The organism is Okeania sp. SIO3B5 (assembly GCF_010692555.1).
Taxonomy (GTDB): Bacteria; Cyanobacteriota; Cyanobacteriia; order Cyanobacteriales; family Microcoleaceae; genus Okeania.
On the sequence record NZ_JAAHHG010000132.1, the window covers coordinates 1 to 22359 of the forward strand.

Here is a 22359-nt window from a genome sequence, read left to right on the forward strand (position 1 = left end):
TATCAGCTATGATCTATAAGAGAAATATAGCAGTCGAAGGAAAGGTTAGGGCAGTTCAAAAGTTTAAAACTCAGACAACATAATACTTTTCCTTCTTCCTTCTTCCTTCTTTCTTCTGCTATATAACCAAATTAGCTTATTGTATCGATATGAATAATAAATTTTTGCTCGCTTTTTGATATGTCCGCGCCCTTTGCTTCTAATGCTAGAATATCAATTAAAAGGATCGGCACTTATATCATGTTCGGTTGAACAGTTATAAATAAACTACTCATAATTTAGAATTTAGAATTAAGGAGGGAAGAAAGAAGAAAAGAAGGAGAAAGTTTTTTTGTCACTAATTATCCGGATATGATATTACAATGTAAAAATACTATCTCAACTGTTGCAAGTAAAGCCAGTAGAAGTACGGTACTGTGATTTGGTTTTGGGCTTAACCCCACTTCGATCACAGTTGCTACTCAAACACCCAAATCTATTAGGAGTCAATAATGAAATTGAAATACATTTACATGATAATGCTTGTCTTGTTCTTGATTGGATTCAGTCCTAATAACAGTTCAGCAATAGGTCTAAATAACACTAGCAATCCGATGTCTAGCTTGAGTGAATTGAAGATCGATAGCCACAACTTATACGCAAATAATAGCACGGTCAGAAAAGTTGAATCAAGCTCTAAACAAAGAATAAAGAATCGGCAAAATAGCAAGGACATTACAGACGTGATTTTGAAGAAAAGGAAACCTAGTTGTGCAGATTATGTAAAAACTTACACGTCTTCTGTAAAAGATCTTAAGAGCAATCAGGAGTTAGAAGGAAATTTATCGGTTTCAGTTAGTGGTGATAAATGTATATTTACTACCAATGCTATACCGAACTATGACTTCAACAGTAGTCAATTTGTAACGGATGTGTCTGAACAAAATCTCACTCTTGAAGTTACGACGAATCCACAACAAGCATCCAAAAATACAGAGCTATCCCTGGCTACAGACAATGCAATTTTTCTTAATGGTGTCAAATTAGACTTACTTTCAGCTGGTTGCTATGGCGTGGGTGACGGAAAAATTGGCTGTAATGATATGGGGCAACCATGGCGCTTTGACCCAATGTCTAGCTTGAATGACTTTCAGACCGATAGCCACAACGCACACACACAGCCAAGTGGCATCTATCATTATCATGGTTCTCCTGTTGCTTTATTCGATTCGGAGAATGCAATTGTCTCGCCAGTAATTGGTTTTGCAGCAGATGGATTCCCTATTTTTGGTTCATATTTCGACGATAATGGCACGGTCAGAAAAGCTAAATCAAGCTATCAGCTAAAAGAAGGGGATCGACAAGAGATTAAGTGTGAAAATCCTGGTGGAATATACGATGATAATGGCACGGTCAGAAAAGCTAAATCAAGCTATCAGCTAAAAGAAGGGGATCGACAAGAGATTAAGTGTGAAAATCCTGGTGGAATATACGATGGATCATACAGAGATGATTACGAATATGTCGCAGAATTGGGGGATTTAGATGAATGTAATGGTATGACAATCAATGGGGTATACGGTTACTTTGTCACAGACTCATATCCTTGGGTAATGGGGTGTTTCAAAGGCACTCCCGACAGTTCATTTAACAAGCAAAAGGCCGAATAATTAACCGAAATCGCTGCACAGGTGGCGATCGCTATTTCTAACTGTCCTGACTTATTTCTGACTTGTGTCTAAATAATTAAAGGAAGTTCTAGTTTTATCTTTTAAAAGTCAGGCACAAGTCAGATATTCTCAGGCGGTAAATCAGTATGCTGTGGAGTTTGATAGATATATAAGGTTCAAATAAGTCGAACCTGATGTTCAACAAAACTGAACTCTTTACTACAAACAAGAGTTCTCTGAGTTGAATAGTTTACTAAACCTTAACTGGTGTTTTGACAGGTTATTGATTTGACAATCAATATTCTAGACTCATTCTAGGTATTGAGTGATTATTTAAACTTTAGTCAAAACTCCAGTAATCAATCAAGCAAAGGACATACTTTTATGGGTATTTTTAAAAAGATCGGCAAGGGGCTCAAGAAGGCAGGCAAAAAGGTAAAGAATGCTGTGGAGGATGCTGCCGATTCTGTGGTGGATATTGGCGAGGATGGTGTTGAAGTGATTGCTGATGGAGCTCAGACAGCTTTGGAAGAAATAGAGAAAGTTGGCAAGCTTGTAGATGAGTTTTTAACACAACCCCTCGCAACCTATAAATTGCCCGATGATGCAGGTAAAGTAAAAATTTGGATCGGAGTATTCACAATTTATCTCACAAAAGAAACAATCGATGAAATTAATGATGAGGGTGACATTACGGTTGCGTTAGCCTCTCTTGTGGGAGCAATAGTTGCCTTAAGTGGTGGAACGCTTGCACCAGTCGCGGGTTTTATAGCTGCCTACATGAAAGTAGAGTGGGAGCTTATTAACAAACTTGCTAATAAGGATGGCATCACACTAAGTGGAAGCCATACCCCTCCTAATCCCCTTATTGTGCCTTTGCCAGGAAAACAGTAAAGCTGGATATTTCGCACTGTTTCCCCTTGTGTAGTGGCGTGACACACCTAAAAATGTAGGTTGGGTTGTAGCTTGCACACCAAGTAGCGGTACGGCAGTGTTAGCGGAGCTTCCCGAAGGGAAACCCAACAAAAGCTTACTAATGTTGGGTTTATCCTAACGGATAAGCTGGCGCTAACGGTTCCTCAACCCAACCTACGCCTAATGCACTATTTTAGATGAAACAGTCCAGTAGTGGACTGACACGCCTAAAAATGTAGGTTGGGTTGAACGGCAGTGTTAGCGGAGCTTCCCGGAGGGAAACCCAACAAAACCTTACTAATGTTGGGTTTATCCTACGGATAAGCTCCGCTAACGGTCCCTCAACCCAACCTACGCCTAATGCACCATTTTCAGCTTGACACGCCAATAGTTTGCTTCTCAAAGTCAAACCCAACAAATGCCAATTTTTGTTGGGTTTCGGAGTTAACTCCGAAACTGCTGTAATACTCGCGAGCGTCCTATTTCGGTGAGGGGAAGATAATTCCATCGCACAGGTTGCGATCGCTCTGTTCTAACTGTTGATTGGTTTGTAGATAATCTTTTACCCAATTGCAAGCATAAGCTAGTTTGTCAAGCTGAAGAATCCGATCCAAATTCCACAGAATGATGGTGCGATCGCTACTAGCAGAAGCGAGCATCTGGCCATCAGGACTCAAAGCAACTCCTCTAACCCCACCAGAGTGTGCGGTTAGAGTTTTTAATAAAGTACCGTCAATGTTCCAGAGTTTGACTGTTTTGTCCAAAGAAGCAGAGGCAATTATCTTGCCGTCGGGACTAAAGTCTACTCCCCAAATAGAAGCATCATGTCCAAAAAAGCTTCTTAATAAGGTCCCATCGCGCTGCCAGAGTTTAAGCATATTATCTGCCCCAGCAGAGGCAATAATCTCACCATCGGGACTAAAAACTACACCTCTAACTGTCGATTTATGTCCAGTAAGAGTTCTCAATAACTTTCCGTCCGCCTGCCAGAGTTTAACCGTATTATCAACAGAAGTCGAGGCAATTATCTTGCCGTTAGGACTCCAAGTAACGTCTTTAACCTCAGCAGTATGTCCTGTCAGAGTGAGTAAAAATTTGCCATTTGTTTGCCAGAGGTTAACTGTATTGTTTCCCAAAGCGGAGACTATTTTGTCGCCGTCGGGACTAAAGGCAACCCCCCAAAAAACAACATTTTTCTCAAGGGTTTGCAGCAACTTGCCATTTGTTTGCCAGATTTTAATGCTATTGTCTGATGATGCTGATGCAAGAGTTCTATTATTAGGGCTAAAATCCACATCAAAAACAATAGCCTGATGTCCTTCCAGACTTCTGAGTAACTTACCATTTGTTTGCCAGAGTTTAACGGTGGTATCTGCTGATGCTGATGCAAGTAAACTTCCGTCAAAACTCCAGGCGACTGCCCCTACCCAATCCTCATGGCCAGTAAGGATTTTATACAAACTGTTGTCAAGTTTCCAGAGTTTTACAGTCTTATCTTCACTCGCAGAGACGATCGTCTTTCCATCAGGACTAAAAGCAATATCTCTAACAACAGCACTATGTCCTCTCAAAGTTCTATACAATCTCCCATCTCGATGCCAGATTTTCACTGTAGTGTCTATGGAAGCAGAAGCAAGCATTTGTCCGTCAGAACTCCAGGCCAGACGATAAATCATACCATCATTATCGGTTAGAGTATTTAACAACTTGCCGCTTTTGTTCCAAAGTTTGACAGTTCGATCTTTACTAGCAGCAGCTATGATCTCGCCGTCGGGACTAATTGCAACTGATCTGACTCCAACACCAGTTAGAGTATTTAACAATTTGCCGTTTTTGTTCCAGAGTTTGACGGTTCGATCTGTACTAGCAGAAGCTATAATCTCGCCGTCGGAACTAATTGCCACATCAGCAATTTTCATTCTATGTCCTTTTAATGTTCTCAATAACTTGCCACTTTTGTTCCAGAGTTTAACTGTTTTATCCTCACTAGCAGAAGCTATGATCTCGCCGTCAGAACTAAAAGTAACTCTTGCAACCGCTCCACTGTGTCCTTTCAATGTTCTCAACAACTTGCCATTTTTATACCACAGCAAGATATTCCCCTGTTCATCACTAGAGGCAATTATTTCTCCGTCTGGGCTAAAAGTAACTCCCAAAACCCCCGAATTGTGACTCGTGAAAGTTGTCAACAACTTACCGTTTTTATTCCAGAGTTTGACGGTTCGATCTGCACTAGCAGAGGCAATGAACTCGCCATTGGGACTAACCGCAACCCCCCAAAGGCCCGCACTGTGACCGATTAGGCGATTGTACTCGTCTACCCCATACAAGGCTTTCGTAAGTACTAATTCAACTTGGTTTTTGAGCTTTGAGTCTACTTCTCCTAATGTTTTTACTTGATTGTAGGCTTTAATCGCAGACAAAAGTGCATCTAATCTTTGATGTGAGTTGTAGTTTCCAGTAGAAGAAGAAACTAATGCTTTGATTTCGCTAATTATTGCTTCTTTTTCACGAATTTCTGCTCGTTGATATTGTATAAAAGTTATTATTCCCAATCCAGAAACGACTAATAAGGCGAAACTGACTGCAGCCAGAAATACCCTTTGTAGTTTAGCAGTTTTTTGCTCTTGCAGTAATCTTTTTTGTTCCTCTGCCAGTTGTGCTTCAATTGCTTTAGTCTTTTCGGCTTCTAATGCTTTTTGTATTTCCGATTTGTCAAATTCTACCGACGCAGCTAAAAATTCATAATCTATATCGCTTAAACTTTTCCCCTGAGACCATCTTTGAGCATCTTTTAATGCCAGTCCCCGCAACAAACGAGAAGGGTCAGTTTTGTTTGATGCTATCCAAGCTTCTAATACCTGAGAATAAGGACGTAGGACATTTAATTGCTTTTCTACCCATTCTGTGTTAAAGACTTCCGCATAAATCCGGTTTTTCACCTTCAATAAACCATTCTTTTTTACTACCAAACCAGACAAAATTAGTTCCATTTGTTCTCGAGAGTCATCTGTTTCTATTTCTTTTCTTTGTAAAATAGCCTGATAGATTCCTAATAATTTAGCGGCACGTTTTTCATTTCTTTGAATCCTATCTCTAATTGTTCTTAAATGTTCTGGTTCGTCTTGTGATTCCCACTTGTGCAGTATCTTCGTTCTCACTATGCTTTCCACCCAAAATTCTTCGTTCCCTGGGGGAATAGTGAAAATTTCACTGACTGAATCTCGACTAGCTTCAACCACTAATTTACATAACTTTTGGCTGAGAAATGGTTGCCCATTTGTCCAATACAATATCTGTTTTATAACTTCAAAACTATCTCCTATTCCAATTTTTAATCCTGCTGCTAAAGGTTGAACTTGCTCTAATGTAAAACCATCTAGTTCAATGGCGCGACCAATATTAAAAGGAGTTCTAGTTTTATCTTTAATTAAATCTGATGGCGTGGCAACCCCAAAAATGCCAAAAGTTATGCGTTTGTATTCTGGATCTATTGCTCGTTGATTGTAACAGAATCTGATCAAGGCAAAAAAGTCATCTACAGAAAAATCTAGACTGAGAATACTATCAATTTCATCTACAAAAATGACAATATTGTTTTCGGGAAATTGTTTGAGCAGAATATCACAAATAAAACGACTCAATCTTTGCAGTAAAGAAATATCTTCTTCTTCTTTCCACCATTTTTTCAGATTAACTTTGCCTAACAGTTGAAAACCCCGCCATAACTCGCCAACTACTCCCTTATACCACTGTGTAGGAGTAATATGTTTACTGCCAATATTAGTTAGATCGACAGTGCTACATTTGATACCTTCTTTTTGTAATTTATGTCTGGTTCTAACTAATAGGGAAGATTTGCCCATTTGACGAGAATTAAGCACATAGCAAAACTCCCCTCGTTTTAAGGCTTTATATAGTTGAGTGTCAGCAAGTCTTTCGACATAACTGGGCGAATCATCTTGCAGGCTACCACCAATTTGATACGTCATAATAGTATCCGGATAATTAGTTCAGGACTTACGCAAAGGTACTATCTATAGAGTCAAATAACTATTGGACAATAGTTTTGAGGTCTATATATAGCGTATCTGCGTAAGTCCTATAGTTATTGTATGATCATAGGAGTCATTTCAGTTATCAGTTATCAGTTATCAGTTATCAGTACCTCCAAATTCTGAGTAAAAAGTTTACGCATAAATACTTGCTTGATTGATTACTCAATCACGGCAGTTATGATTTTCTTCTAAAATTCTGTCTCCTGTCTCCTGTCTCCTGACTCCTTCTTCGGTTGCTACATTTTGTGCCACAGAATGTGGGTGATTAACTGTTGAATGAAAATTGTAGAAAGTAGTTGCTATTATAAGAAAAGTGTTGTAATATTAAACAGGTACAAAACTTAAGATGAATTATAGTGGGTGAATGCGACTTGTTGACAGACATATTATTAACCGAACACATAACTTTTGGCGGGTGTGTGATGAGTTAGCCTTTAAATCAAAAAACTTGTACAACCTGGCTAACTATTATTGTCGTCAGCATTTTTTCAAGTTCTCAAAAAGTCTAGATTTAACCAAGCTATATCACGCCACCAAAAATAGCGATGCCTATAGAGCATTACCAACGAAAGTATCAAAACAAATAATAAAATGCCTAGTTGCAACTTGGCGTGGTTATTTTCAGGCAATCAAAGAATGGTCAAAAAATCCAGGGAAGTTTTTAGGTAAACCAAAAATACCAAAGTATAAAAATAAAACTCAAGGTCGATCGGGTAGTTATATATTCAAAGGAATCAGTCTATAAAGCCCCTCTAAAAGATGGTATTTGTCACTTATCCATGAGTGAAATCATGCATACCTGTAATTGTGGAAACTGTAATCGAAGTCAGGATAGTACCTGCTACCAACTGCTATATAATTGAAGTAGTCTATGAAAAAACACTTCAGCCACAAATACACTCAACATATGTAGCCGGAATAGACTTAGGGATTGACAGATTAGTTGCTCTATCTACAAACAAGCCTGGTGTGAAACCTCTGCTTGTTAACGGGAAGCCACTAAAAAGCGTCAATCAGCTTTACAACAAGCGTAAAGCTAAGTACCAAAGTCATCTCAAAGGCAATAGAAAAACCAGTCGGATATATTGAAGCATTGAGTTATCATCGGAACCGTTTTGTCGAGAATTATCTGCATAACACCAGTAAATTAGTTGTCAATTATTTAGTAACTAATAATATTGGTACTGTAGTCATAGGAAAAAATGATAACTGGAAACAAAGTGCAAATATAGGCAAAAAAAACAACCAAAATTTCACCCAAATACCACATGATAAGAAAACCCAAGCAAATTACTTATAAATGTCAGCTAGCAGGAATCAAGGTGATTGAAACAGAGGAAAGCTATACAAGCAAAACATCTGCCGTTGACCTTGAGCAACCAATTAAACATGAAACTTATAGGGGTAAACGAGTCAAACGTGGTTTCCAAACGGAGTGGAACTGGTATAGTCATTAATGCCGATATTAATGGTAGTCTTCAAATAATAAGAAAGAAATTCCCAGAGGCATTTACTGGCGAGGGAATAGTGAGCTGTGCCGAGAGCGCCAGTATTGGTTAATCCAATATCAAGATAAAAGCTGTTACGATTTTCTACAGTTTTTTTCGTACGGTTATATCATTTATTAGTTAGCTGAATTAAACCCTATTTTCTTCTTGTTGGTATTGACCAGCAAAATAAAGACGATACATTTGACAGGAGGGGTAAGCGCGATCGCCGTCTAATTTGACGAGTCCCATACTTTCTAGCTTATAAGTCACAATTGGGTCCAACTTGACGCTCTCCCTCGTCATTACCACCTGATGAAGTGCTGCTGATAGTGTTGGTTTTTTTTGTATGATTTCCCAGTGATGGCGTAAGATACCACCATAAATTCCTCCTTGAGTAGGAGCTTGTTGTAACAATGTTTCTAATGTTATTTGTGCTTGGGCCAAATGGTAGAGAGCAATGCGCACTAAATAAGGATGTCCTCCCACCATTGCCATCAACTGCTCCACTCTATCTCCTTCTGTCCAGTTTAATCCGTGTCTAGTTACTAAATCTTGAATTTGCTTGAAATTAAATTCAGGCAGCTTTATCGGCAATCCTATATTAAATGGAGATTGATTAATATCTAGGGATATATACACTTCTGTAGAGTGAACTACAACTAAACGCAGTTTTTGAAATAGCGTACTTTGCCTTGCTTGTTCGTGCCAAAATCGCAGCAGGGGTAAAAATTCTTCAGCGATGTCCGGATGTTCAAAAACTAAATTAATTTCGTTTAAGACCAAAACGATAGGGGTGTCTACTTGCCCTAACAAATACCCTTCAAAATAAATCCCGCAACTTACTTTACTACCCATCTCCTCGTCCCAATATTCGTCTAGAAGAGGCTGTAGTTGTAGCTGGCGAGCTATATTCGCACAAAACCAGCGTAAGAATTTATTTAAGTGAGCATAAACGGCCTTATCTGCTTCCTGAAAGTCTATTTTTACTATTTTGTAGCTCTGTTGTTGAGCAAAAGCTAAAATTCTGAGCAGCAGGGAACTTTTTCCCATTTTCCGAGGTGCTTGAATGCGAGTAACACTTCCAGGTTTAAGAATTTCATTGCAGCTCAGTTGTTCCATCGGGGGACGGTCGATATAAAAATGAGAATCTAGGGGGACTGGGCCGTTGGGGTAAGGAGGGGACTTGTCCGGTTTGGCATCCCTGAACTGAGGAGTTTCAGGATTAAAATTGCTTGTCTGGGATGGCACATCAAAATCTAAATCAGCAATTTCTCTCCACGAAAACATCAATTTACTGCAAAGTTCTTCAAAAGTCGTAAAGTCAACAGGTTTACCTGTGAGGAAATTGCTGACTGTGGCCAAAGCCAAGCCGACATCCTCAGCCAAAGCTCGCTGGCTGGGAAAGCCGTTACGCCTGACTGCTAGTTTGACTTTTTCAATGCACCCTTGACGAACTTTAAGTGACCTGGGCATGGCTCCTAAATCTAACTACTATATATACTTTAGCATTGATTAACTAAAAGTCAGTCACAAGTCAGATCTTCTCAGGCGATAAGTCAGTATGCAGTGAAATTTAATGAATATATGAGGTTCAAAGAAGTCGAGCTTGATGTTCAACAAAACTGAACTCTGTTGTTTGTAATAACGGCTGTACATGGCGGGCACTTCCTCATGATTTACCACAAGTTGGGAAAAAACAGCCTCTAACTCGAAAAATTCAGAATTGGCTCTCTGGAATCCTCTTAAGAGTGTAGAAACTGAAGACAGAAAGTCAAATAAAGTCCAAAGTCCAAGTCCATTTGGACGCATCAAAACACCGATCAGCTAAATTCAAGGAGATTAATCATGGAAGCAAGTATCAATGTAACTCTGAAACTAGATAACAAAGATTACAACATAGATTTAGGGATTCCCTCAGGAAGTCCTACCAATGACAGTCCATACAAGTTTTCGGTATCGACGATAACGACCGATACGACCGATGGTAGTACCCAGACCGAGACCCTGTTGGATCTGGCAGTTGGTGGGGATGATGGTAGTGGAACTAATTTCTACGTTAACCTCGAGCCACCCCAATCAGTGCTTCCCGGAGATACAATTCAGGACTTAGCGGTAAATGTACAGGAGGGAACCTATGATACAACTGCTGGTACATTCAGCTCACAATAATAATAAGATATTCTGACTTGTCATTGTATCAACCAGGAGCATATCCGCTTATAGGCTTGCAGTGACTTTATTGCTCTAGTGACCCAAGTTGCTAGTTAGGGCTTGCTGAATAAATTTGGAAGATAGACCAGATATCGGTTTTGAGCCTTTTTTGACCAAACAAGTGCAAGGTTATAACCTAAGGAGGCTCAAAACCCTTGCACTTTTCTGGAAAATCGGTGGGTAAATTTGGGAACTAAGGGATGAACCTACTATTTTTCAAGCTGTGTAGCCTCTAGATTCGCTCTGTAGACTTATTCAGCAAGCCCTAGTTACTACTAAAAACGGAACTTTCGGATTGACAAATTAACGAAAGCTTTCACCCGAAGGACTTTCAGCGATTTTTCAAGCCCCTGTCACTGGGTACAATCTCTCGCTCGGCTGATTTTAAGCGGGTTTTGAGGCGATCGCACCTCTATTTTTAGGCTGCTGTGATCGCCAATATAAAACAAGACCATACATGGACACACCTCAATGAGAGTCAATGGCTGAATCCTTTATTCAGTTTGTAATTATTGCTTATCTGAATCAGTCTACTTTTTATGAGTATAAGAGATGAAGTTTTCACTATTGTGTGCTACAAATCTGGGGAGCGTATTCGATGGGGATGAAATCAATAGCTCCCTTACAGGTCAACTGACCATAGCGACGGATTATGCGCTGATATATGTCTTTCTTTCTGATGAAAATGCGGATGGGGAGAGTGGATTCGATGTGATTAAAATCCTCAGTGAGGCTTTTAATCTGAATTTGGATTTCAAACTTCTCGTCAAACAGGCTGGGTTTTTCCAGTTGCAGACTTTGGACTCCGACACCACTATCACCCCCGAAAGGTTGACGGGTGATTTTACAGAAATCCCCTTTCCGACCGCCACCGACCAATTTAATCAGGTATTAGAAAGCGTAACCTGTTTCTGGGCCAAGATTGAATTTTCCAGTTGGTCGATCGCAGGTTCGCTTTTAGAAATCGGCATCGATCAAAGGGATCAAAGCGAACAAAGCGAACAAAGCAATAATCTAAATTTGTACGGCTTCTTTTCAAAGTCTGGCGATATACAATCGACATCAACCTATTACGCTGAATTGCCGGATTTTACATTATTTAAGCTTTTTTCCTTTCAATATTTAAGGTTAGCGTATACGTTGGCAGATTCTACTGAATATGCTATTGAGGGGAAAATCGGTGTACAAAACTTTATCGATGAAACACAAACATACTATTTCGACGGAACTATCTCCAAGAAGGAGAATACTGTTTCCGGAGTATTGGCTGCTGATGGAGAGATAGATCTGCAACTTCCATTCGACATGCCAGGAATTCAGTTTTCTGATCTGAAATTTGCTGTGCAGGCCCCTCAAGATGGTAATGATTCCAGTAATCTCTACTGGCTGCAGGGTGGAGTTGAATACGGAACCCTGAGTCTGAGTGGTCAAATCTATCTGATGGGCAGCACCCCCATCCTTGTAAACATTCGATTGAACGCATCATTATCTATTGCAACTCTGTTCGCACAATCGATACCAGATTTTGAATGGCCGTCAGACTTGATTGATATTGAGTTCAAAGCAGGAAGCACTATTTATTACTATAACGACCAACAAGGCAGCGACCAACTGCTTCAATCTACTTTGTTCGAAATAGATGATGCGGATGAAATTATTTCTACTGCAGATTCTAATACATACGAGCCAGACTTCAATATCTATGCAGAAATTGACCTTACTATTCTCGAAACGATTTCTTTCAGCGGAAATTTTGGGATCAAATCGGACGGAATTACTGCGTCTATTCAATTGGATGCTCCGATAGATGTTTATGTGTTGCAAATTGTTGACAGTAATGGGGGAACAGATGGCCCAATATTTGAAGTTTCAACTATAAACAATAATTCATATATCGAACTTCAATGCGGATTAAAATTCTTCCAGGAAGACTTTGGTCAAACAAGTGTAACAGTTAAAGATACAAACGGTTCCACACAGATTGCAGGAACTTTGAGTTCTACAGAAACATTCGAAATCTTCGGAAAGTTAGATATTACATTTAGCTACAGCAAATCTGAAGGTTTCTTGGTTGAAAACTGGCCTGAATTCGATTACCAGGGGGAAGTCATCGACTTTATAGAAACCTTGAAGCAGATCGCAAACGACCCTACCAGTCCATGCGGACAGCTGACCGATTTTTTATTTGACACAATAGATGAGAAATTCACAATTACGCCATCCTTTGACACAAAATCGGACGGGTTATATTTTGTATTGAACGGCAGCTATACCTTATCTGTTGACGGTAACGAGTTTATGTCTGCCGATTTTCCGAATGTCGTAGAGTTTCTGCTGCCCAACGATCTGTCTTTGGATGCATTGCCCAACGAAATTTTCGATGCCCTTGCCGGCGCGGCTGAGTCTTTTGTTCAGGCTTTGCTGAACGATTCGGAGGCGATCGCGACCTTCCTGGTAATCGTCGCAGGGGAAAATGCTGCACAGTATGCTGCCGACCTTGTCTGTAATGGCTTGGTGGATGCTGCAGTGGCTGCTGCAGTGGATGCTGGAGTCGCTGCATTGGCTGATGCGGGAGGCGTCGCGGCTGCAGGCTCCATCAGTGCCGTGATAGGTGCAATTGGGGGGTCTCTGTCGGGTAGCGGTGGGGGCAATAAAGGAGGTGGCGATGATGACGATGATAAGGATAAGGATAAGGATGACGATGGAGGAGGTAATGGGGGCAATGGAGGAGGTGGCGGTGGCAACAGTAGCAGCACAGATCATAATCCCAGCGCTCCTAGCACCGTAACTTTGCTTTATGACGACAGTAATAATGTCGCTCAGATTGTCGCTAGCTGGGGGGCAGTGATTTATGCGGCTGGCTATCAAGTGACCTTTGTCGATCCATCTGGTACCCAACTGTCTCAAGAAACTTTGTCCAATGGACAGAGAACTGCATCGCTTGCGATCGACGAATCTATGACTGCTGCAAGTTATACGGTTAAAGTTGCCGCCACTCGTGGCGACTACACCAGTGAGGCAACTGAGGCAACCATTGACCGATGGTCAACTCCGGCGAATCTACAGCTTTCCGTGCTAAATGAATCACAGCAAATCGAGGTCGTTTGGACAGGGAACGAGCAAAGTTATGTGATCCAGCTGATGCAAGACAACAATCAGCTCACGTCCACAAAGGCACAAAGCTCGCCGGCGGAATTAGAGGCAAGCTCCCTTTCACCTGGGGAATATCACGTAACGGTCACAGCAACTGGTGATACAACCAAACTGCCGAGCTTGCCTTCTTCACTTTCGAATGCGGTGTATATTCTTGCCACACCAGAAAATATTGGTCTAACTTTTGACCCATCCGCAGAAACTCTAAATATCACGTGGGACACTGTGGAATCGGCACCAGGGTACTTGGTCAGCCTCCTTGATGAGAACGGTAACAAGGGGATAGAAGACATCTCTGTATTGGCTGAAAACAATCAGATTACCGTTCCCCTGACTGATTTTACGGGTGGTCCTGGAGTGTACTATGCACAAGTTGTCGCTGTAGGAGATGACGTCTCTCTACAAAGTCTTGCAGGAGAATCAACGGCTACTGTGACCTGCTTGGACGATGTTCAGGGGCTTACACAGTCTGCTAACAAAGCAACGGACCAATTGGTCGTGACCTGGAACCGCCTGGACGGTGCAGTTCAATATGAAGTTCAGCTATTTGAGCAGGGAGAATCCACACCGCTCACGAGCTTAGTTGTGGATCAACCAGACTCCGTAACTCAATCGCCCTCTGTCTCAATTGATTTGACGGCTTATCTTAACGCGGAAGGATTGGCTCTCATTGCGAAAGTGCGTTCCAAGGGGACGACAACTCTGCTGACCGGAACTCTAGTTGCTGCCTCTGAACCAGTGTTGCAAATCGCGGCTCCCACCCAGCTTACCATGGACTGGTCTCAAGAAACTGAGGCGATCAACGTGACCTGGCAGGGCAATGATCAGGCAGTACAATACCAGATCGAAATTTTAGAAGCCGCTACCCAGTTAGTTGCCATATCCCAAACTGTGGACGCTACTCCTTGGCAGTTGACCGTCCAGACAAGTGACTTTCTCTCCACGCCCGATGGCGATTACCAGTTGGCAATACAAGCTCTGGCAGATGAGAATAGTTTTGACAGCACGATGGTGCAGGGGCCTCAAGTGGCGATCACCACCTCCGAACTCATTACTGAGCTTTCATTGAACAAGAAACTACTATCGCAGTCGTTGCCCTATCAAGTGTCGATTCCACTGAATAATAGCTTTATTGTTACCCAAGTCGTCGTGAAATCTGACTGGTGGCAAAAGCGTCCTAAAACGATCACTGTACTGGATCAGGAAGGGTCACAGATCGGTCAGGGGTTGTTTCCGACTTATGATGACATGGTCTGTGGAGAGGAGGGCAACGAGAAATGTCAGTTCCCTTACAGAAACACCAGTTTACTGAGGGTCTACCTGGACTACTCCACACCTGTATCGAGTATTTCAGTGGAGATTGACGACCTCTTGTCTCAAAGTAACAAATCCGTGGTACTAGAAGGAATTCGGGTTTATGGTAGACCGACAAGTTGACGAAGCACAGAGTAATCAACTAAAACCTTATAGAACCCATTTGAGATCTATGCGTATGGTAATCTCTTCAACATCAGCCTGACAGAGAAAGCATAATTTTTCTGGGTCGAGGTTTTTTAGGCATGAATTTAGTAATGTGGGAGAAAAATTAGCCTCGCAGAGCCAGCTTGACCCGGACGTTTTCCAGGTGTAAATTTCTCGTTTATCATTGTCTTACCTTTTGCGTTATGGCGATCGCTTTCCCTTACAAAACTTTACAAACAGTCTCTTAGAAGTTGATGGCATTGTCGGTCTTTTAACTTGGTATGCTCTGATGAGCAATATGATTCAAGACTAACGATTTTTAGGTTGTATTATCCAAGTGTGGGAGTTCAATGCTCCCACTTCTGACTTCAGTTATTCTCGCCTATCTTAATACAATAGAAAACATTCTAGCGCATTTTAAACCGCTATTAATACTGTGTTCAACACCAGCTCATTACAATTAAAGAACTTAGAAAATATGACAGACGTAATAGAAGTATTACTTAATTTGCAAATACCAACCATGCTAATTGTGGCAGGACTATTGATTATTATTTTAGGATTTGTTACAAAAATAGGTGGTATAATTGAGGTTTCACGAGAACAAAAAAAATTTACTATTCCTATAGGGTTATTTCTTCTAGTGCTTGGTATTGTTCTTAACTTTGCATCATCTCCACCTCCACCTCCACCTCCAAATCCAGATCCACCTCCTGGTAATCCTAATGAACCTACAGTTACATATAATATGAAGAAAATAGATAGCAGGAATAGTTATGCTGATATAGAGATAGGTAATAAAAATATTAGTGGTACTTTTATTGTCGAAAGATTAACTATTAATTGGGATTACTTAGAATGTCCCCAATTAACTAATAAACCCGAGACAAGTGCTATGATGATGAAAGAGTTTGAATACCGTGCTAGTTTAACTCAAAAATCTGACTCTAAAGTTTTAGATGATCAGGAATTCAAATATCCTCCTGATGATGTAGATAAATTTAGTATTAAAATAAACCATAGTGAAAATGGGGTCTACACAGTTTGGTTTGATTTTGACTACTACTTGTTTGGAAATGAAGATACAAAAAATAAGAAGACAGAAAATAAGGTTATTTCGTCTTGTAACAAGTCGTAACAAGTTCGTATATTAATAAATGTAGTTAATTAAGTTATAAAACGTGACTTACCTACACAGACGAATCCGCTTTCTGTGTAGGCATAGAAATGCCTTTTAAAGACTGTCAGAACTTCCTTAGAAACAGAAGCGGTTTTAGATTTAGCTATAACCACTTTGTTTTGACGGCGGTTTATAGTCACCGAACAAGTCCAGCCCGACTCGTTTCACATTGATGGCAGCGTTAATATCTCTATCAATTTTCAACTGTAATTTCTCATCAAAATATTCTCTGATACTGCAATCTATAAACACTATTTCATCTCGATAAGAAAGTAATTGAGATGTATAATTTGGTTTGCATTCTACCACTCTAGCGTTAGCTTTTTCGGCTACCTGACCTAGTATTTGAAAGAATTGATTAAATGCAGCATCGAGCCAGGATTTATTTAATCCAGATTTGGAGGATTGACCATTAGGCAAATATTTCCCATCTTCATCTTTTTTGGTTTGATTTCTGCGAGTTAATCCTGTGAGATTTAATTTCTCATGGAAAAATACTTTTTTACCTGTTTGAATTAATTTGTAAGCTGTTTTGTACTGGAAATCTTTACGAATTCTAGCTATTTTTTGATGAATTTTGCCTTCGCGTTTTGCGTGCTTTACGCCTAGCTTTACTACCATCTTTACGTTTGTTCTTGCGTTGGGATACTTTCGTTAGTTGATCTTGATTTGTTCTTAAAGGTTTCACAGAAGGTAATTTTTCCCCTTCTGATGTAGCTAAATATATATCTTTGTCTAGGACGGCATCTAATCCTATTGAGTTTTCCCATGTAGGTTGAATCTTGTCAGTTTTCAACTCAGGGATTGATTTATCCTCTAAGCTTAAATTTATCCACCAACTATCAGTTTTTTTTGTTAATGAAATTTGTTTGATTTTACTTCCATCAGGTATTACTCTATGAGTCCTGACTTTAATCAAACCTATTTTAGGAATTGAAATATATAACCATTTACTATTAATTGATGAAAATTTTAACCAAGAATCATCAGCACTCTTGAAAGTTCAATGAACGATATCTAGATTGACTTTTAAATCTCGGTTTGCCGCTACGATTACCTTTACGATCGCCTGCTACAAATAAGCGAAAATGTTGTTTCTACTCTTTTACAGATATCTTGCAAAACTGTTGAATAGACTTGGGAAAAATCCAGATGCTCGCCTGAGTGTTTGACTTCTACTATAGCCTTTTTCAGTTCTGGTAATTGCTTTTTCTGGTTATAGTAATTTGGTTTGTCTTTTAATTGAGGTAAATGAGAAATTAGAGGACAAGCATTTATAGGACATCTGTTTTGCTCCCACCAGTTAAAACGTTCTCCTAACATTCTGTTATACCAATACCGACAAATTCTGAGCCAGTTGTTTAGTGTCAACTTCTGGCTAGTCTGTGGATATATACGATATTGGTAAGTATACTTCATAGGTGATACAGTTTTAATATACACTGATTATAACACAATATTCTATAATGTCGCTTGAAAAATGATTTTTACTCAAAAGGAAGGTCTCTCTCTGACTTGAAAGCCCCTAAACGTATTAACTACAAAGTATAGGCGTAAAGTTTTTACTGGGACAATGATTGAACGGCTACATGAAATATTTGCAGGTTTGGAGCGAACAGCAAGACTGTAGAGTTGTTAGTTTTGATGGCGAACAAGACCATGTACATCTATTATTCCAGTATCACCCAGATATACATTTGAGCAAATTAGTTAACTCTCTTAAAAGTGTTTCTAGTCGAAAAATGCGTGTAGAATTTGGTTCAGAATTAAGCAAAACTTACTACAAAAAACCTGTGTTATGGAATAGTTCTTATTTTATTGCTAGTTGTGGTGGTGTAACTATTTCTGTGTTGAAAAAGTATATAGATTCTCAGGCTACACCGGATGGTTAAGGCTGGGATTCATCCCACGCTCCCCGCTTTTCCTAGGTCATGCTTCCCTACGGGATGCTACGCAAACGCAAACGGCGTGGGGCTTCTCCCGGGAGAAGATAAATTAGACTGAAAACCTAAAATCAATTTCAGTGTTAAACTAAGCAAGCTCATTTCCAGATTGATTCTTTTATAGAACCTGCTCGTTTTCAGAACCGGACATGAGACTTTGACCTTATCCGACTCCTCTGTTAAGCGTCCCTTGTCATGGGTACATCCTTAAAATTCCACCTTGGACTTAATGAGTCCATAATGGTTAACTGCTTTTGGCGTTGCACAGTGATGAATGATTTGAGATTTTTGATGAATAGGATGTTGGATTCTAGAATTGCTAGAATGATTAATACCCGGTTTTTTTAGTCAAAGTATAAACCAATTTTTTGCAGTATCATTCCAGAATGTGCAACCCCATTGTTTTGATTATGAATAACAAATTTTTGCTCGCTATTATTCCCTTATATTTTGGCCTTAGTTGTACCTATCCAGCAATGGCCTTCAATAATGTTACTAACATCAAAACTGAACAAAAAAGCTTAGAGGAAAATCAAATTATATTAGCCGATCGCAAAGATAAATATCGCATTCGAGCGCGTCAAAAGGAAGATGAGTACCGACAAAGAAAAAGGCATGAACTACACGAAAGAATCGATCGCAGGATTAAATATGAGATGGATAAACCTCATAACCGAAGTCTTCCTAAAGCAGAAAAAGAAAGAATTATTCAAGAAGCTCACGACGATCTAGACCGTAGACTTGACCGCAAATGGAATACTTTAGAAAATTATCGACTACGAAAAAGACGTGACATATACAACCGGGATTATGATTATGGGCGAGGACGTGGCAGATATGACCGGGATTATGATTATGGGCGAGGACGTGGCAGATATGACCGGGATTATGATTATGGGCGAAGACGTGACAGATACGACCGAGATTATGATTATGGGCGAAGACGTGACGGGTACCACCGGGACTATGATTATCGGCGAAGACGCGACAGATACCACCGGAACTATGATTTTTATCTAACAAATTAGCAGAAGACCCGCACTATAATCTCTGATTTGGAACGGGCCAGAGGCCCATTCCACAAGAGGCACATTCCACAAAACACAAAACTATTAAAATCATCCTGCATTTATGTAACGCCTCTGCTCCTTACTCCTGACTTTTAACTTCTAACTTTTGACTTTTGACTTTTGACTTCTAACTTCATACTAATTTCCCGATCGCCCTTCAGCTTTACCAAACAATATAAAATGTTCAAACCCACTATTAAAAACATCATTTTCTACTGCTAAAGCTACAACAGGATTAGAAGCTAGATAAAATCGTTCATCAAATTCAGTTGTATTTTCATCACGTCCTTCAAAAAAACCAACATTAATAAAATGCTCGAACCCACTATTAAAAACATTATTATCCACTGCTTCTGCCACTCCTGGATTTTCAATTAAATAAGTAGTTTCATCAAATAAAAGACTGGGGTTGCGTCCTTGAAATTGACCTTGATTAATAAAGTGGTCGAAACCATTTGTAAACAAACCATTTTGCACAAATCTGGCTACATCAACGTTATTTTCTAAATAAAATTCTTCATCAAAATAGATTTCTATTGGATTAATTTGTTGTTCTATCAAATATTCAATAAAATTCTGGAAAAATTCAGGTGGCGTAATATCTGAAACAATCTTAGCCACAAAAGCATTAGATTCTAAACCAAAATTATTCAAAGCATCAATAACTGGAAAATCTATAGAATCAGAAAAACCAACTACATAAGTATTCTGAGCGGGGTCTATAGCAATACCATTTCCAGATTCATTTCCTACACCACCAATAGTTGCAGAAAAATCTAAAAACAATCCACTACTAGCAACTTTACTCACAAAAACATCATCCGGTAATCCCAAACCAACACCTTGTTGAAACTCATTAATAATCGGAAAATTCACAGAAGCAGTACTACCCGTCACATAAGCATTACCCAAATTATCTACAGCAATATCATTAGCAAATTCACTATTATTTCCACCTAAAAAACTCGCATATCCTAAACTATTATCCCGATTAATTTTCATGACAATAGCATCACTACTACCCCCTCCAAAGAAATTTTGAAATCCACTCAAAGCAGGAAAATCTCCCACAGGAGAAGTAGCAATATCTCCCTCAAGAATACGAGTTCCTGTTGTACCAGAAATATAAATATTTTCAGCTAAATCTATAGCAATACCACTGCCTGAATCACCATCACCCTGACCATAAAAAGTTGAGAAAAGTAAGTCGCTACCTTCAGGATTTAATTTAGTAATAAAAATATCGCTATCTCCCCCATAAAAATTTTGCAGTGGGTTCTCAAGCGGGAAGTCAAAAGACCTAGTTGAACCTGTTATATAAGCATTATTATTATTATCAACTTCAATATCAATTGCTGAATCAAAATCTATCCCACCTAATAAAGTAGAATATTCTAATGTTTTGCCATTTCTGGATAATTTAGTTACAAAAGCATCGCGATTCAGATTATTAGTAGTTTCGGTTTGAAAAGCATCTTCTGTAGTAGGAAAGTCGGCAAAACCAGGAATTGGATCTGCGGGAAATGGTGAAAAACCACCCGTACTTCCTGTTACAAAAGCATTGCCATTATTATCTACGGCAATACCTCTACTAATATCTTCATCTCGACCGCCAAGGTAAGTAGAATATTGTACGCTATTGCCTAAACTAGAAAGTTTTGTCACAAAAGCATCACCGTTAAAACTACCTCCACCATAAGTAGTTTGGAAGGCATTAACTGTTAGGAAATCTAGAGAATTAGTATTACCTGTAACGTAAACTCCGCCTGCTATATCTACAGCAATATCTGTGCCAAATTCATCGTTACTTCCTCCAAAATAAGTAGACCAAAGAACATTTCCATCTTGGTCGAGTTTAGTGACAAAAGCATCGTTATTAAATACTACTCCCCCACCATTAAAGTCTGATTGAATTGCATTTAATGTGGGAAAATCAACGGAGGTAGTATCTCCTGTTATGTAAACATTTCCAGCAATATCTACAGCAATGCCATTGCCACGGTCAAAACCATTTCCTCCGATTAATGTGGAATATTCTACGGTGGGGTCGATAACTAATTCATAGTCTTTATTATATTCTCCAATGTCGAATCCTACTTGATTATTTTCGAGGAGTTGATAGGCGACTTCGACTTCAATTTGCTGACCATTTATTTCTTGATAAGCAATTGGGGGTGCTTCAGTTAATTCTCCTAATTTAGTATCTATAGATAAAGTACCGTCAGCAAGAATATTAATTTCTTCTATTCCACTATAGTTAAGAATAATTTGAGAAGTGTCGATGTTGGGAGAAATAATAAAATCACTTTTTAGGTTGCCGTTGATACTACTATATATTAGGTCAATTCCAGGATATAAATTTTCATACTCAATAGCGGCATAAGTCGGAATATTTGTATATGAATCGTATGAATTATCGGAGTTATTACCTTGGAAAAAGTTGGCAACTCCCGGCAGTTGATTTAAAGGTTTAATAATAGGTTCGGGATTAGCATTTTGGAAATTTAATGTTACTACATCTGAGGTGGTTTGACCTTCTATTTCTTGAGCAGCAGCAAAGATAATTTCATCTTGGGCAAATAATAAATCATAGTTATTTGCTTTTGCTAAATACTCAATCTCAGTATTGTTAATTTGTCCTGCATTTTCGATAAAACTAATGTTTGTAAAAGGGTCATTATTTATGGATAAATCAGTCGGAAGTGTATCAAATTTTTGTACTTCTAATTTTTGGGGTAATATTTCCGAACTAGAGGCAATATTTTGATTATTAATTTGATTATCTTCCGGAAGATTAGTTAAAGGTAAACCGAATAATGGAGTGTCTGAATAATTGAAATAATCTATCATTATATTTCGAGCAAAAAAGAATGCTTATTAAGAATTAAAGTTGTTTTGTGGAATGGGTTTTGTGGAATGGGTTTTGTGGAATGGGTTTTGTGGAATGGGTTTTGTGGAATGGGTTTTGTGGAATGGGCCTCTGGCCCGTTCATTCCCGTTCGTTCCCGTTCGTTCCCGTTCCTGATATTTTCACCGTAGGCAGGATACCCACACCACTTACAGTAGATTGCACTTTGGTGAGGTATACCCATCGCGGGCAAGATGCCAGCACTACAAAAATTTAATTGTTAATATCTGTACTTCGTGTACTTGGAATCTGCTGTATATTCATCCCACCCCTCAGCAATACCAGAATTAAAGTTAATTTACTAAAATGATACTTAAGTAT

The 22359-nt window shown here is 39.3% G+C and carries 18 protein-coding genes and 1 pseudogene; 13 read left to right on the forward strand and 6 right to left on the reverse strand.

Annotation, left to right across the window (positions count from 1 at the left end):
* The first annotated feature begins 491 nt into the window (after positions 1-491).
* Positions 492-1649: a YHYH protein gene (locus tag F6K54_RS18595; protein WP_293080291.1), complete on the forward strand. Its 1158-nt coding sequence runs from the start codon at positions 492-494 to the stop codon at positions 1647-1649.
* Positions 1650-1970: 321 nt separating this feature from the next.
* Positions 1971-2543, forward strand: a complete 573-nt coding sequence (locus F6K54_RS18600; RefSeq protein ID WP_293080294.1) for a hypothetical protein — start codon at positions 1971-1973, stop codon at positions 2541-2543.
* A gap of 500 nt (positions 2544-3043) precedes the next feature.
* Here F6K54_RS18600 and F6K54_RS18605 read toward each other — a convergent pair whose 3' ends face one another.
* A complete protein-coding gene (locus tag F6K54_RS18605; protein WP_293080296.1) occupies positions 3044-6556 on the reverse strand; it encodes an AAA-like domain-containing protein in 3513 nt (1170 codons plus the stop codon).
* Positions 6557-6986: 430 nt separating this feature from the next.
* On the opposite strand from F6K54_RS18605, the gene F6K54_RS18610 reads away from it, so the two are divergent.
* The 4 genes from F6K54_RS18610 to F6K54_RS18625 are packed head-to-tail and all read left to right on the forward strand — an operon-like array spanning position 6987 to position 8079.
* Complete coding sequence (locus F6K54_RS18610) at positions 6987-7367, forward strand: transposase (RefSeq protein ID WP_293080299.1); 381 nt, start codon at positions 6987-6989, stop codon at positions 7365-7367.
* Between the two features lie 38 nt (positions 7368-7405).
* On the forward strand, positions 7406-7711 hold the full coding sequence (locus tag F6K54_RS18615) for a transposase (RefSeq protein WP_293080301.1): 306 nt from the start codon (positions 7406-7408) through the stop codon (positions 7709-7711).
* Positions 7712-7715: 4 nt separating this feature from the next.
* Positions 7716-7922, forward strand: coding sequence for an IS200/IS605 family accessory protein TnpB-related protein (locus F6K54_RS18620; protein WP_293080304.1), 207 nt, complete (start codon positions 7716-7718; stop codon positions 7920-7922).
* A 22-nt stretch (positions 7923-7944) separates the two neighbouring features.
* Complete coding sequence (locus tag F6K54_RS18625) at positions 7945-8079, forward strand: hypothetical protein (protein WP_293080307.1); 135 nt, start codon at positions 7945-7947, stop codon at positions 8077-8079.
* 180 nt (positions 8080-8259) lie between these two features.
* On the opposite strand, the gene F6K54_RS18630 is transcribed toward F6K54_RS18625, so the two are convergent.
* Complete coding sequence (locus tag F6K54_RS18630; RefSeq protein ID WP_293080309.1) at positions 8260-9585, reverse strand: AAA-like domain-containing protein; 1326 nt, start codon at positions 9583-9585, stop codon at positions 8260-8262.
* A 372-nt stretch (positions 9586-9957) separates the two neighbouring features.
* On the opposite strand from F6K54_RS18630, the gene F6K54_RS18635 reads away from it, so the two are divergent.
* The 4 genes from F6K54_RS18635 (at position 9958) to F6K54_RS18650 (ending at position 16075) form a co-directional block, all read left to right on the forward strand.
* Positions 9958-10281: a hypothetical protein gene (locus F6K54_RS18635; RefSeq protein WP_293080311.1), complete on the forward strand. Its 324-nt coding sequence runs from the start codon at positions 9958-9960 to the stop codon at positions 10279-10281.
* A gap of 594 nt (positions 10282-10875) precedes the next feature.
* Positions 10876-14913: a hypothetical protein gene (locus tag F6K54_RS18640; protein ID WP_293080314.1), complete on the forward strand. Its 4038-nt coding sequence runs from the start codon at positions 10876-10878 to the stop codon at positions 14911-14913.
* Between the two features lie 208 nt (positions 14914-15121).
* On the forward strand, positions 15122-15250 hold the full coding sequence (locus F6K54_RS18645) for a peptidoglycan-binding protein (protein WP_293080316.1): 129 nt from the start codon (positions 15122-15124) through the stop codon (positions 15248-15250).
* 165 nt (positions 15251-15415) lie between these two features.
* Positions 15416-16075, forward strand: coding sequence for a hypothetical protein (locus F6K54_RS18650; protein WP_293080319.1), 660 nt, complete (start codon positions 15416-15418; stop codon positions 16073-16075).
* Between the two features lie 141 nt (positions 16076-16216).
* On the opposite strand, the gene F6K54_RS42995 is transcribed toward F6K54_RS18650, so the two are convergent.
* The 3 genes from F6K54_RS42995 to F6K54_RS43005 form a co-directional block, all read right to left on the reverse strand.
* Positions 16217-16738, reverse strand: coding sequence for a zinc ribbon domain-containing protein (locus F6K54_RS42995; protein WP_366558164.1), 522 nt, complete (start codon positions 16736-16738; stop codon positions 16217-16219).
* Positions 16674-17036 (reverse strand): hypothetical protein, encoded by a 363-nt coding sequence (locus F6K54_RS43000; protein WP_366558165.1) that lies wholly within the window; start codon positions 17034-17036, stop codon positions 16674-16676. Before F6K54_RS43000 ends, F6K54_RS42995 begins: the two co-directional genes overlap by 65 nt.
* A 140-nt stretch (positions 17037-17176) precedes the next feature.
* Entirely contained in the window at positions 17177-17536 is a 360-nt protein-coding gene (locus tag F6K54_RS43005; protein WP_366558166.1) for a helix-turn-helix domain-containing protein, read from the reverse strand.
* A gap of 54 nt (positions 17537-17590) precedes the next feature.
* Between F6K54_RS43005 and tnpA the strand changes: the two are divergent.
* Positions 17591-18009, forward strand: a pseudogene (gene tnpA / locus F6K54_RS18660) (IS200/IS605 family transposase).
* 461 nt (positions 18010-18470) lie between these two features.
* Positions 18471-19088 (forward strand): hypothetical protein, encoded by a 618-nt coding sequence (locus F6K54_RS18665; RefSeq protein WP_293080322.1) that lies wholly within the window; start codon positions 18471-18473, stop codon positions 19086-19088.
* Between the two features lie 180 nt (positions 19089-19268).
* On the opposite strand, the gene F6K54_RS18670 is transcribed toward F6K54_RS18665, so the two are convergent.
* Positions 19269-21980: an SBBP repeat-containing protein gene (locus F6K54_RS18670; protein ID WP_293080324.1), complete on the reverse strand. Its 2712-nt coding sequence runs from the start codon at positions 21978-21980 to the stop codon at positions 19269-19271.
* Positions 21981-22027: 47 nt separating this feature from the next.
* On the opposite strand from F6K54_RS18670, the gene F6K54_RS18675 reads away from it, so the two are divergent.
* Positions 22028-22255 carry a hypothetical protein gene (locus F6K54_RS18675; protein ID WP_293080326.1) on the forward strand — a complete coding sequence of 76 codons (228 nt, stop codon included), beginning with the start codon at positions 22028-22030 and terminating at the stop codon, positions 22253-22255.
* Positions 22256-22359 lie beyond the last annotated feature (104 nt).

Excerpts from the sequence above, each read along its gene's own strand:
- F6K54_RS18595 (WP_293080291.1), top strand. The coding sequence starts at position 492 with ATGAAATTGAAATACATTTACATGATAATGCTTGTCTTGTTCTTGATT.
- F6K54_RS18605 (WP_293080296.1), bottom strand. The coding sequence starts at position 6,556 with ATGACGTATCAAATTGGTGGTAGCCTGCAAGATGATTCGCCCAGTTAT.
- F6K54_RS18610 (WP_293080299.1), top strand. The coding sequence starts at position 6,987 with ATGCGACTTGTTGACAGACATATTATTAACCGAACACATAACTTTTGG.
- F6K54_RS18630 (WP_293080309.1), bottom strand. The coding sequence starts at position 9,585 with ATGCCCAGGTCACTTAAAGTTCGTCAAGGGTGCATTGAAAAAGTCAAA.
- F6K54_RS18635 (WP_293080311.1), top strand. The coding sequence starts at position 9,958 with ATGGAAGCAAGTATCAATGTAACTCTGAAACTAGATAACAAAGATTAC.
- F6K54_RS18640 (WP_293080314.1), top strand. The coding sequence starts at position 10,876 with ATGAAGTTTTCACTATTGTGTGCTACAAATCTGGGGAGCGTATTCGAT.
- F6K54_RS18650 (WP_293080319.1), top strand. The coding sequence starts at position 15,416 with ATGACAGACGTAATAGAAGTATTACTTAATTTGCAAATACCAACCATG.
- F6K54_RS42995 (WP_366558164.1), bottom strand. The coding sequence starts at position 16,738 with ATGGTAGTAAAGCTAGGCGTAAAGCACGCAAAACGCGAAGGCAAAATT.
- F6K54_RS43005 (WP_366558166.1), bottom strand. The coding sequence starts at position 17,536 with ATGAAGTATACTTACCAATATCGTATATATCCACAGACTAGCCAGAAG.
- F6K54_RS18665 (WP_293080322.1), top strand. The coding sequence starts at position 18,471 with ATGAATAACAAATTTTTGCTCGCTATTATTCCCTTATATTTTGGCCTT.
- F6K54_RS18670 (WP_293080324.1), bottom strand. The coding sequence starts at position 21,980 with ATGATAGATTATTTCAATTATTCAGACACTCCATTATTCGGTTTACCT.